The sequence below is a fragment of the Kitasatospora misakiensis genome (genome assembly GCF_042656005.1).
GTDB classification, from domain to species: Bacteria; Actinomycetota; Actinomycetes; order Streptomycetales; family Streptomycetaceae; genus Kitasatospora; species Kitasatospora misakiensis.
The window spans coordinates 48,305-60,320 of record NZ_JBHSOF010000005.1 but is presented as its reverse complement, the minus strand read 5'-3'; the positions used below and the strand labels follow the sequence as shown (position 1 = coordinate 60,320).

Sequence of the window (12,016 nt, the reverse complement as noted above, 5' to 3'; positions counted from 1 at the left end):
TGGCTCTCAAAGTCGGGCTTCGGGCCCCACACGGATCCGGTCGTCCACCCTGGCCGACATGGCATCTCCTCCGAACTCGGACGGCATCCTGACCCGCCCAACGAACCGCGGCCTGCTCCGTGACGGGGCACACCACCCGGACACCTCGAACAGCCCCACCCGGACTCCGCTGCCTTCGGCGGATCCATGCCGCCCGCCGGGAGTCGCGGGGGAGCGGCAGGTGTGGCCGGGCCGAGGCGGGACAAACGAGGCGGCGGAACGGGCGCGAGGGCCCGGTGCCGGGAGAGGACGGGAGAACGGGACGATGGGGTGGAGTCTGGTACGACTGGCGGTGGCGGCACTCGCGGCCGTCCTGCTCGCGTACGGCCTGGATCGGGCCGCGCGCACGGGGGCGCGGCGGGCGGCGGCCGACGGCGGATCGACGGGTGTGTGGGGTGTGCTGGCCCGTTGCCGGCGCCCGTTGCTGGCGCTGGCGGCGTGTCTGATCCTGCTCGGCGCCCAGCCGTGGATCGACGCGCCGCCCGCCGCCCGTGACGCGCTGCGGCACGGGGCCGTGATCCTGGCGATCGCCTCCGGCGGCTGGCTGGGTGCCCGGGTGGTGGCGCTGCTGGTGGACGGCACCGTGCGGATCGCCGTGCACCGCCGCGACGCGGCGTGGGCCGGTCGGGCCCGGACCCAGGCCGACCTGATCGGCCGGATCTGCCAGGCGGTGGTGGCGCTGGCGACGCTGGGCGCGATCCTGATGACCTTCCCGGCGGTGCGCGGGGTCGGGACGAGTCTGCTCGCCTCCGCGGGCCTGGTCGGTCTGGTGGCGGGCGTGGCGGCCCAGAGCACACTCGGCAACGTCTTCGCCGGCGTCCAGATGGCGTTCGGCGACCTGGCCCGGATCGGTGATGTCGTCGTGGTGGCGGGGGAGTGGGGGACGGTGGAGGAGATCACGCTGACGGCGGTGGTGATCGCGACCTGGGACCAGCGGCGGATCGTCATGCCGATGTCGTACTTCGTGGGGCGTCCGTTCGAGAACTGGTCCCGCCGGACCAGCCGGATCACCGGCACGGCGCTGCTCCACCTCGACCACCACGCCCCGGTCGGGAAGCTGCGGGAGGAGTTCGACGCCTTCCTCTCCGGGCACCCGCTGTGGGACGGCGAGGGCAGCGCCCTCCAGGTGGTCGACACCACGCCCACCACCATCGTGGTCCGGGCGCTGGCCACCGCCGCGAACGGCGAGGACGCGTTCGAGCTCCGCTGCCAGCTGCGCGAGCACCTCATCGGCCACCTGCGGGACCACCACCCGTACGCCCTGCCGCGGGTGTCCGTGACCGACGTCGGCGGATCGGCCCGGGGCTCCGTCCCCCGCTCGCGGGACGGGTGGTAGCGGCGGCGCGCCCGGGCCGTGGCGTCAGCGGCCGACCGGTTCCGCCTTCTCGCCCTCGCCCTCGGCGTCGATGTGGGGGAGCACCCGGTCGAGGAACCGCGGGGTCCACCAGGCGGACGCGCCGAGCAGGGTCATCACCGCCGGGACGAGCAGCAGGCGGACGATGGTGGCGTCCACCAGGACGCTGACGGCCAGGCCCAGGCCCATCATCTTGATCACGATGTTGTCGCTGACGATGAACGCCGCGAAGACGCTCACCATGATCAGCGCGGCACAGCTGATCACCCGGGCGGTGATCTCCAGGGCGTGGGCGACGGCGTCCTGGCTGCGGCCGGTGCGCAGCCAGGCCTCGTGCACCCGGGAGAGCAGGAAGATCTCGTAGTCCATGCTCAGACCGAAGACGATCGCGAACATCATCATCGGCACGTAGCTCTCGATCGGGACCTTCCCCGCGACGCCGAGGGCCGGCCCGCCCCAGCCCCACTGGAAGACCGCCACCAGGACCCCGTACGAGGCCGCGATCGAGAGCAGGTTGAGCACGGCGGCCTTGACGGCGACCAGCAGGCCGCGGAAGACGGCGAGGATGATCAGGAAGGCGAGCCCGACCACCACCGCGATGATCAGCACCAGCCGGCTCGACACGATGTCCAGGAAGTCGACCTGGGCGGCGGTGTTGCCGGTCACGTACGTCTTGGCGCCGGTGCCGGTGACCGAGTCCGGCAGCACGGTGTCCGACAGGTGGTTGACCAGGTCGGTGGTGGCCTGCTCCTGCGGGGAACTCGCCGGGATGACGGTGTTGAACAGCACCACGCCGTCCGGGCTGAGCTGGAGGGGGCCGACGCTCGCCGCGCCGGGCAGGCCGGTGAGGGCCTGCTGCACGGCGGCCTGGACGGTCGGCCGGTTCTCGGCGGGGACGGCGCTCTGGTCGACGACGGTGGTGAGCGGGCCGTTCGAGCCGGGGCCGAAGGCCTCCGCCATCAGGTCGTAGGCGCGGCGGTCGGTGAAGTCGGTGGAGTCGGCGCCGTCACCGATGTGGCCGAGTTGGATGGAGAACAGCGGGATCGCCAGGACGCCGAGCGCGACCACGCCCGCGATCAGGTACCACCAGGGGCGCTTTTCGACCCGCCGGGCGTAGCGGTGCCAGACGCCGGTGGTCGCCTCGCCGGTGGTCGCCTCGCTGGTGGTCGTGTCGCCGGTAGTCGCTTCGCTGGCGGTGCCGGTCTCGGCGATCGGGCGGCCGACGGTGATCCGGTCCATCCGGCGGCCGATCAGCCCCATCAGCGCGGGCAGCAGGGTGAGCGCCCCGCACACCGCCGAGACCACGGTGACCGCGGCGGCGACCCCGAGCTTGGCCATGAAGGAGATGCCCGACACCGACAGCCCCGACAGCGCGATGATCACGGTGCAGCCGGAGACCAGCACCGCGCGCCCACTGGTGGCCACCGCCTGCCCGGCGGAGGCCACCGGATCGACGCCGTCCATCAGGTTCTGTCGGTGCCGGGTGAGCAGGAACAGCGCGTAGTCGATGCCCACACCGATACCGATCATGGTCGCCAGGGTGGGGGCGACGGTCGCGAAGGTGGACAGCGCCGCGATCAGCCCCAGCACGCCGAGGCCGACCACGGCCGCGAACAGCGCCGTCACCAGGGGCAGGCCGGCCGCGATGGCACTGCCGAAGCCGACCAGCAGCACCACGATCGCCACCGCGAACCCGATCGCCTCGCTGGACCGGTCGTCCGGCGCCGGCCGGGCCAGCTCGCCCAGTGGCCCGCCGTACTCCACCTGCACCCCGGAGGCCCGCAGCGGGGCGACCGCGGCGTCCACCCCGGCCAGGTAGTCGTCGCCGAGGAGGGTGGGGTTGGTGTCGAAGCGGACGGTGATGTAACCCGTCAGGCCGTCGGCGGCCAGCGGCCCGCCGGGCGGGGCGGGCTGCCCGGCCGGCGGCAGCGGGCTCTGCGCGCCCAGCACGTGGGGCAGCTCGGCCAGCGAGGCGACGGCCTGCGAGACCTGCGGGGCGAAGCCGGTCAGCGGCTGGGCGTCGTGCAGCACCACCTGGGAGCTGGTGCCGGCGGCGGCCGGCACGTGCGCCTGGAGGACTTGCTGGCCCTGCTGCGCCTGGGAGCCGGGCAGCGAGAAGTCGTCCGAGTACTCGCCGCCGACCGTCTTGTTCGCCGTCTGGACGGCGGCCAGCGCCACGATCCACAGCACGATGACCAGCACCGAGTGGCGGGCGCACCACTCGCCCAGACGGCGCAGCGCCGCCCGCTTGGCCGGGGGCGCGGCGGCCGACGGACCGCGGCGGTCGGACGGCGGCGTGGACGGCGGAACGGACGGCGGCATGAACGGCTCCCGGGTCTTCGGCGCGGCTGTACACCGATCCGGAGCAGCGTTCCCGGCCCGCCGCGCCGATCGTCCGGTACCGGCGGGTAGTCCCCCCGACAGCGGCGCGCGGGGTGCCACGGGCGCCGCTGTCGGGGAGCAGCGGGGTCGTCAGGGCGTCGCGACCTCCCGCAGCTCGCCGCCGGCCAGGTGCAGCCGCCGGGTGACGCCGATCCGCTCCAGGAAGCGCTCGTCGTGGCTGACCACCACGAAGGCGCCCCGGTAGGCGTTCAGCGCGTTCTCCAGCTGGCCGACGCTGACCAGGTCGAGGTTGTTCGTCGGCTCGTCCAGGAGCAGCAGGTGCGGGGCCGGCTCCGCGCACAGGACGCACGCCAGGGTGGCGCGCAGCCGCTCGCCGCCCGACAGCACCCCGACCGGCAGGTGGGCGCGGGCACCCCGGAACAGGAAGCGGGCGAGCAGGTTCATCCGCTCGGCCTCCGGCCGCTCCGGGGCGTACGCGGCGAAGTTCTCGGCGACCGTGCGGTCCGGGTCGAGCAGGTCCAGCCGCTGGGACAGGTGGGCGATCCGCCCGTCGGCCCGCCGGGTCTCGCCGCCGTCCGGGGCGAGGCCGCCCTCCAGCAGCCGCAGCAGGGTGCTCTTGCCGGCGCCGTTGGGGCCGGTCAGCGCGATGCGCTCGGGGCCGCGGACGGTCAGGTCGACGCCGGGGGCGGCGAAGACCTCCCGCTCGCCGAGGCGCACGCGCAGCCGCTCGCCGAGGAACAGGGTGCGGCCGGCGGGCACCTGGGTGTCCGGCAGCTCCAGGACGATCCGCTGCTCCTCGCGCAGCGCGCGGCCGGCCTCGTCCAGCCGTGCCTTGGCCTCGCCGACCCGGCCGGCGTGCACCTGGCCGGCCCGGCCGGCGGCCTCCTGCGCGCCGCGCTTCATGGTGCCGGCGAAGATCTTGGGCAGGCCGGCGCTCTTCAGGTTGCGGGCGGCGTTGCTCTGCCGGCGGTCGGCCCGCTCGCGGGCCCGCTGCATCTCGCGCTTCTCCCGCTTCAACTCCTGCTCGGCGTTGCGGACATTGCGCTCCGCGGCCTCCTGCTCGGCCCGGACGGCCTCCTCGTAGGCGGTGAAGTTGCCGCCGTGGAAGCGGAGTTCGCCTCGCTCCAGCTCGGCGATGCGGTCAGTCCGGTCGAGCAGCGCGCGGTCGTGGCTGACCAGCAGCAGGCAGCCGTGGAAGTCGTCCAGGACGTCGTACAGCCGGTGCCGGGCGTCACGGTCGAGGTTGTTGGTGGGCTCGTCGAGCAGCAGCACGTCGGGCCGCTTCAGCAAGCGGCCGGCCAGGCCGAGCGAGACGATCTGGCCGCCGCTGAGGGTGCTCAGGGTGCGGTCGAGGGCGAGGTGGCCCAGGTCGAGCCGGTCGAGCTGGGCGCGGGTGCGTTCCTCGATGTCCCAGTCGTCGCCGATGGTGGTGAAGTGCCGCTCGTCGACGTCCCCGGACTCCACCGCGTCGATGGCCCGGATCACCTCGGCGACGCCCAGCACCTCGGCGACGGTGAGCCCGGCGGTCAGCGGGAGGGTCTGCGGGAGGTGGCCGAGGGTGCCCTCGACGGTCACCGACCCGGCGGTGGGCCGCAGTTCGCCGGCGAGGAGCCCGAGCAGGGTGCTCTTGCCGCTGCCGTTGGGCGCGACCAGGCCGGTGCGGCCGGGGCCCACGGCGAAGGAGAGGTCCTGGAAGACGGGGGTGTCGTCGGGCCAGGAGAAGGACAGGTGGGAGCAGACGACGGAAGCGCCGGACATGGGGGTGACCTCGGGGGATGACGGGGACCGGGGAAGGAGACACCCGGCCCGGTGTCGGACGAAGGGGAGAAGGCGACGACAGCCGGACCGCGGCAGCGGTGCTTCGATGCACCGGCGAGCGGCCTGTCGGCTCCGGGTAGTCACCCGGAGATGTCGTCGTCCACCACCATGTCCGGTCTCCTTGAGGTCATGCCGTGTGAGGCGATCACGTGCGGCAATGAGGAAAAGTCCGAGGAAAGATCAACGGTCTTGCGAGACTAACCGGCCCCGGTTCGGTCGTCCACTGAATTTCCGGCGCCGCGCCCCGGCCGTGGCGCCGCGGTCACCGCACGGCCTGATCATCCGTCACCGTCCGTACCGCACAGGCCCTCTCGACGCGGACGGTCGGGCGGCGGCATGCTCGTCCCCGTGCGGGCCCCGTCGCCGCGAGCCTCCGTCGACGGGCGCCTCCGCCGTCCACCCGACCCGACCGAAGGAGCCCCCGTGGACCGTCTCGTGCTGGACCCGACCGGCCGCGACCGCGACGCCGAGAGCGCCGAGCTGTTCCGGCGCGGACCGGCGACGCCCGTCGACCTCCTGGGGGTGCGGGCCTGGGCGGTGGCCGACCCGGAGCTGCTGGAGGAGTTGCTCAAGGACCCCCGGGTGTCCAAGGACGGGCTCCAGCACTGGCCGGACTTCGCCGAGGTCGTCCCCACCTGGCCGCTGGCGGTCTGGGTGGGCGCCCGCAACATGTTCACCGCCCACGGCGCCGAGCACCGACGGCTGCGCCGGCTGGTCGGCACCGCGTTCTCGGCCCGCCAGATCAACGCCATGACCGAGCAGGTCGAGCAGCTGACGGACGCCCTGCTGGACGAGCTCGCCGCGCTGCCGCCCGGCACCGTCGTCGACCTGCGCGAGCACCTCGCCTACCGGCTGCCGATCCAGGTCATCGCCCGGCTGCTGGGACTCCCGGACACCCTGAAGGACAGCTTCCGCACCACCGTCGACCGGGTCTTCGACACCACCCTCACCGCCGAGGAGGCCGTCGCCAACCTGACGACCTTCTACGGCATGCTCGACGAGCTGATCGCCACCAAGCGCCGCGAGCCCGCCGACGACATGACCTCGCTGCTGATCGCGGCCCGCGACACCGGTGACGGGGAGGATACGGAGGACGGCGAGCACGGTGCGGACGGGACCACCGGCGCCGCCTCGGCGCTGACCGAGGAGGAGCTGCGCGACACCCTCCTGCTGATCGTCTCGGCCGGCTACGAGACCACCGTCAACCTCATCGACAACGGCATCGCCGCCCTGCTCACCCACCCGGAGCAGCTCGCCCTGGTCCGGTCCGGCAAGGTCGGCTGGGGCGACGTGGTCGAGGAGGCGCTGCGCCGCGACGCGCCCGTCGCCCACCTGCCGCTGCGCTTCGCCGTCGAGGACATCGAGCTCCCCGGCGGCGCGACCATCCCCCGGGGCGAGCCGATCCTGGCCTCCTACGCCGCCGCCGGCCGCCACCCCGTCCGCTACGGCGAGGACGGCGGCGTCTTCGACGTCACCCGCCCGGTCAAGGACCACCTCGCCTTCGGCCACGGCCCGCACTTCTGCCTCGGCGCCCCGCTGGCCCGTCTGGAGGGCGCCACCGCGCTGCGGGCACTCTTCGACCGCTTCCCGGACGTCACCCTCGCCCCGGGCACGGAGCTGAGCCCCGTCGAGTCCCTGATCTCCAACGGCCACCGCACCCTCCCCGTCCTCCTCCACGGGGCGCCGTAAGTTGACGGGCCGATGTCGCGGTGCCCGGGCCTGCGGTCAGACCGCCGGCAGCGCGTGGGCGTGCGCGGCGGCCAGGGCAACGCGCACCGCGCGGTCCGCGGTCGCCTCGTCGACCGGCTCGCCGGTGAACACGAGCCGGAAGTAGATCGGCGCGGCGAGGGCCTTGAGGAGTTCGGCGGGGTCGGTGTCCGCGGGTAGTTCACCGCGCTCAATGGCCCGGGTGACCACGGGTTCCGCCCGCCGGAACCGGTCGTCGAAGAGCGCGTGCTTGACTTCGGCGAGCTGCGGGAGGCGCACGGCGTCCGAGAGGACGGTGGTCAGCAGGGCCCGGCCCGCTTGCGTGGCCATGGTGGCAACGAGGGAGCGGGCCAGCGCACGCAGGCCGACCGTCCCCGACCTGCCCGGGGGAAGCTACGTCGCGCCCGCCGGGCCGTTCCAACTCCGCGGCGAGCCCGCCCTCCGCAGCCGGGAGCGTGCGATCCAGGACTCTGCTACGGCCCGCCAGTTGTGGGTGCGCTCCGAACAGCTCACCGGTGTGCACTACTCATGGCCCGCCGAACCGCCTCGGGTGTAGTTCCTTTCCCGGCGCCCACCGCAACACCCGCTTTGTTCGTGGTCGCGAGATCTGATGAAAAGTCAACCACGCCGCGATCTTGTAAGGCCACGATCGAACAGGAAAGGTGGTCAGCGGCCGCCGCGCGTCGGACCGCGGAGACACGGAGACCCGGAGACAGGGAGAGCACGATGACTCGAACACCCCCTCGGGGCAGCGCCGTTGTCATCGGCGGCGGTTACGCCGGCCTGCTCGCCGCCCGCGTCCTGTCCGGGCACTTTCGCCGCGTCACCGTGTTGGAGCAGGACGCCTCGCCCGGGGCGGAAGCCCGCCCGGGCGTCCCCCAGTCGCATCACCCGCACGCCCTGCTGGCCCGTGGCGCCGCACAGCTGGAGGAGTTCTTCCCCGGCCTGCGAGCCGAACTCCTCGCCCAGGGCTGCCCGGTGACGGACTTCGCCGAAGGCGTGAGGATCCTCTTCCCCACCGGCTGGGCGCCCCGCGACCCCATCGGGATCGAGGTGCAGCTCCTGGCCCGCAGCCTTCTGGAACAGGCCATCCGCGAGCGCGTCACCGCCCTCGACAACGTCACCTTCCAGAACGGACTGCGCGCCGACCGGCTCCTGATCGACCGGGCGGACAACGGCATCGCCGTCGCCGCCCGCCCCCGCACACCCGACGGCCCGGGCGCGGACGAGCTGGTGCTGCACGCCGACCTGGTCGTCGACGCCACCGGGCGCGGCAGCCGACTTCCCCAGTGGCTCACCCGAGCCGGCTACCAGCTCCCCGCCCCCCTGGTCGTGGACGGGAAGGCCAGCTACGCCTCCCGGGCCTACACCGTCAAGGACGATCCGGACCGCGACTGGTTCGCCTCCTACCAACCCACCATCGCCCCGTCCGCCCCCCGCGGCGGCATTGCCGTCCGCGTCGGACCGGACCGCTGGCTGCTCAGTCTGGTCGGCGCCGCCGGCCACCGGGCTCCCGCCGACGAGGACGGCTTCCGCGCCTACGCCGCCGGCATGCGCAACCCCGACTTCGTTCGGATCATCGACGAGGGCACGCCCACCGGCCCGATCTTCCGCACCCACACCACCGCCAACCGATGGCACCCCTACCACCGCGTCCCCCACTGGCCCGGCCGCCTCATCGCCCTCGGGGACTCCATCTGCGCCTTCAACCCCGTCTACGGCCAGGGCATGACCGTCGCCGCCCTCCAGGCCGGACTGCTCGACACCCTGCTCACCCGCCACGGCGCCATGGACAGCCTCGGCCCGACCTTCCAGCGCGGCGCCGCCGCCCTCGTCCGCAGCGCCTGGCTGGTGAGCACCTCCACCGACCGACTCTGGCAGGGCGCCGACCTTCCGCTGACCAGTCGGCTCGGCACCGCCTTCATGGGCGCCCTCACCGCCCGCGTCCCGCACCACCCGGGCCTGTACCTGCGGTTCGTCCGCACCATGCAGATGCTCGACCCGGCCACCACCTTCGCCTCACCCCGCGCCCTCGCCCAGTTCGCCTCGCTACCCTCGATCCCCCGCCACCTCACGAACTGCACCTGCCCCGGGGCCGCCACCTGAGGGAGGTGGGTGACGTGATGTCGCACCCGTCGTCACCGGAACGTGTGCCGACGCCGGTGAGTCTGCGCCCGGGCCGTGGTGAGGTCCGACCCGCTGAAACTCCCCACCACAGGCCACGGGCCTGCGACACTGCGATCATGAGTTCCGACCGCCGCCCGTTGTGGCAGCCCTTCTCCGAGCCCGCCGCCGACATGCCCGTCCTGGTCACCGACCAGGCCCGGCTGCTCCCGGTCGACCGGGCCCCGTTCCTGGAGCCGTCCGCCGACGACGTGCCGCCCGCAGTGTCCGGCGCCCGCCGTCGGCTCGGCACCGGCTGCGTACCTTCCTCGACCGGCGGTGAGTAGGAAGGAGATGCCGTCGGTGTCACAGATCGGTCGAGACGGTCAGCTCCGTCCGCCGGGCGTTCGGTGAGTGCCGGTCGGCTGCTTCGGGAGCACGATGACGGCGCGGCCCGAGTGGAGGTCGACGGTCGAGCGGTGCGGTGCGGCGTCGCCCTCCTCGTCGCGGCGCATGGCCTCGGCGGAGCGTTCCTCGAGTTCGGCGGCCTTTCCGGTGTTCACCGAGCCGGTGAAGACGTCCAGGGCCACGGTGGACAGCGAGGGCGCGCCGCCGGCCCGGCTCAGTCGTCGCCGGAGCCGAGCCGGGACCAGCCTGGAATCGGCCAGCTGCCGTAACACCTTCGAGGCGAGCGCCAACAGCACCACCGCCAGCGCCAGGCCGGGCAAGGTGAGAACGAACGCAATGACCATCGAGCCGTGACCTCCGTCGCACGACGCTCCCTGCATCGTGTTCCGACCGACAAACGGCCCGCACCTGAACGTTAGTTCCCCGAACGGGTGGCGCGCAGGGCGCGGTAACCCCGGGTCAGCGGGCCGACCTGCCCGGGCCGTTGAGCCCGAGGGCATCCGCCGGACAGGGCGTCTACCGGCGCGTCCGGCCGTGTCGGGGGAGGGTCGGGCGGCGGGGTTGCGTACGGTCGAGCGCGTCGGCGCCGCGTCCCGGACGGCGGACGGCGGACGACCGGACGACCAGATGCAACGCCGCCGAAGGAGACCGCCAGCCGTGCAACGCAAGTGGTGGACGCTGGTCGCCGTCTCGGTCGCGACGTTCATGCTGCTGCTCGACATCACCGTGGTCAACGTGGCCCTGCCGTCGATCCGCGAGGACCTAGACGCGAGCTTCACCGACCTCCAGTGGGTGTTCGACGCCTACGCCCTCTCGCTGGCCGCCCTGGTGCTGACGGCCGGTTCGCTGGCCGACCGGCTCGGGCGCCGCCGGGCCTTCGCCGCGGGGCTGGTGATCTTCTCGGCGGCCTCGCTGCTCTGCGCGCTGGCGCCGAACCCGGTCTTCCTCAACGTCTCGCGCGCCGTGCAGGGGGTCGGCGGCGCGGTGATGTTCGCGGTCTCGCTCGCCCTGGTGGCGCAGGAGTTCCCGCCCGGCCGCGAGCGCGGCACCGCGATGGGCGTGTACGGCGCGACCATCGGGGTGGCCGTCGCGGTCGGCCCGCTGATCGGCGGCGCGCTCACGGACTCGCTCGGCTGGGAGTGGATCTTCTACCTCAACCTGCCGATCGGCGTGGCGGTCCTCGTCGTCACCTTCCTCAAGCTGGCCGAGAGCCGCGATCCGAACGCCACCCGGATCGACTGGGCCGGGGTCGTCAGCTTCAGCAGCGCCCTGTTCCTGCTGGTGCTCGCCCTGGTGCGGGGCAACGCCGAGGGGTGGGGCAGCGCGCTGATCGTGTCGCTGTTCGCGGGCGCGGCCGTGCTGCTCGCCGTCTTCGTGGTGGTCGAACGCCGGGTGCCGGAGCCGATGCTGCCGCTCGGGCTGTTCCGCCGGCACGCGTTCACCGGGGTGCAGCTGGCGGCGTTCGCGGTGTCCGGCTCGCTGTTCGCGCTCTTCCTCTATCTGACGCTGTATCTGCAGAACTACCTCGGGCTCTCGCCGTTCGCGGCGGGTGTGCGCTATCTGCCGATCACCCTGCTGAGCTTCCTGGTGGCGCCGCTGGCCGGGGTCCTGCTGTCGCGGGTGCAGGCGCGGTTGCTGCTCGGTGTCGGGCTGGCCGCGGTCGGCGCGGGTCTGCTGCTGATGGGGGGTCTGGAGCCGGAGGACACCTGGACCGGACTGCTGGCCGGCTTCCTGGTCGGCGGCGCGGGCGTCGGTCTGATCAACCCGGTGATCGCGGACGTCGCGGTGAGCGTGGTGCCCAAGGAGAAGAGCGGCATGGCGGCGGGCATCAACGACACCTTCCGGCAGGTCGGCATCGCGGTCGGGATCGCCGTCTGGGGTGCGGTCTTCGTCGGCCGGGGCTCCCGTACGGTCCGCGAGGTGGCGGCGGGCACGCCGATCGCGGAGGGGGCCCGCCCGCGCGAGCTGATCGAGGCGGCCTCCTCCGGCAGCCTGCCGCAGGCCCTCGCCGCCCTGCCCGAACCGGCCCGGGAAGCCGCGTCGGCCGCGGCCCGGGCCGGCTTCCTCGACGGCCTGAACCTCGTGCTGCTGCTCGGCGGACTGGTCAGCCTGGTCGGCGCGGTGCTCGCGCTCTGGCTGGTCCGGGAGGACGAGATCGACCGCCACTGAGGGGCGCGGGGCCGCGGTCGGGCGCTCGACCTGCCCGGACTCGGACATCACCGACACTCACCGACACTCACCGCG

At 73.5% G+C, this 12,016-nt stretch carries 9 protein-coding genes; 5 read left to right on the top strand and 4 right to left on the bottom strand.

Going from position 1 to position 12,016, the window contains the following annotated elements; translation table 11 throughout:
- Nucleotides 1-304: 304 nt before the first annotated feature.
- Complete coding sequence (locus ACFP3U_RS06195; protein WP_380224188.1) at nt 305-1,375, top strand: mechanosensitive ion channel family protein; 1,071 nt, start codon at nt 305-307, stop codon at nt 1,373-1,375.
- A gap of 24 nt (nt 1,376-1,399) precedes the next feature.
- Here ACFP3U_RS06195 and ACFP3U_RS06190 read toward each other — a convergent pair whose 3' ends face one another.
- Nucleotides 1,400-3,715, bottom strand: a complete 2,316-nt coding sequence (locus ACFP3U_RS06190) for an MMPL family transporter (RefSeq protein WP_380224187.1) — start codon at nt 3,713-3,715, stop codon at nt 1,400-1,402.
- A 150-nt stretch (nt 3,716-3,865) separates the two neighbouring features.
- Nucleotides 3,866-5,494: an ABC-F family ATP-binding cassette domain-containing protein gene (locus ACFP3U_RS06185; RefSeq protein WP_380224186.1), complete on the bottom strand. Its 1,629-nt coding sequence runs from the start codon at nt 5,492-5,494 to the stop codon at nt 3,866-3,868.
- 483 nt (nt 5,495-5,977) lie between these two features.
- On the opposite strand from ACFP3U_RS06185, the gene ACFP3U_RS06180 reads away from it, so the two are divergent.
- The gene (locus ACFP3U_RS06180; protein WP_380224185.1) at nt 5,978-7,243 is read left to right on the top strand and encodes a cytochrome P450 family protein; all 1,266 of its coding nucleotides are present in this window, start codon (nt 5,978-5,980) and stop codon (nt 7,241-7,243) included.
- A 36-nt stretch (nt 7,244-7,279) separates the two neighbouring features.
- On the opposite strand, the gene ACFP3U_RS06175 is transcribed toward ACFP3U_RS06180, so the two are convergent.
- A complete protein-coding gene (locus tag ACFP3U_RS06175) occupies nt 7,280-7,591 on the bottom strand; it encodes a TetR-like C-terminal domain-containing protein (protein WP_380224184.1) in 312 nt (103 codons plus the stop codon).
- Nucleotides 7,592-7,987: 396 nt separating this feature from the next.
- On the opposite strand from ACFP3U_RS06175, the gene ACFP3U_RS06170 reads away from it, so the two are divergent.
- Together ACFP3U_RS06170 and ACFP3U_RS06165 are read left to right on the top strand one after the other, a co-directional pair.
- Nucleotides 7,988-9,367: an FAD-dependent oxidoreductase gene (locus ACFP3U_RS06170; RefSeq protein WP_380224183.1), complete on the top strand. Its 1,380-nt coding sequence runs from the start codon at nt 7,988-7,990 to the stop codon at nt 9,365-9,367.
- A gap of 137 nt (nt 9,368-9,504) precedes the next feature.
- Nucleotides 9,505-9,711: a hypothetical protein gene (locus tag ACFP3U_RS06165; RefSeq protein WP_380224182.1), complete on the top strand. Its 207-nt coding sequence runs from the start codon at nt 9,505-9,507 to the stop codon at nt 9,709-9,711.
- A 39-nt stretch (nt 9,712-9,750) separates the two neighbouring features.
- Here the strand turns inward: ACFP3U_RS06165 and ACFP3U_RS06160 are convergent, their stop codons facing one another.
- A complete protein-coding gene (locus ACFP3U_RS06160; RefSeq protein WP_380224181.1) occupies nt 9,751-10,116 on the bottom strand; it encodes a DUF6191 domain-containing protein in 366 nt (121 codons plus the stop codon).
- A 313-nt stretch (nt 10,117-10,429) separates the two neighbouring features.
- Here ACFP3U_RS06160 and ACFP3U_RS06155 point away from each other — a divergent pair, with 313 nt between their 5' ends.
- Nucleotides 10,430-11,941, top strand: a complete 1,512-nt coding sequence (locus ACFP3U_RS06155) for an MFS transporter (protein WP_380224180.1) — start codon at nt 10,430-10,432, stop codon at nt 11,939-11,941.
- The last annotated feature ends 75 nt before the right edge of the window (nt 11,942-12,016 follow it).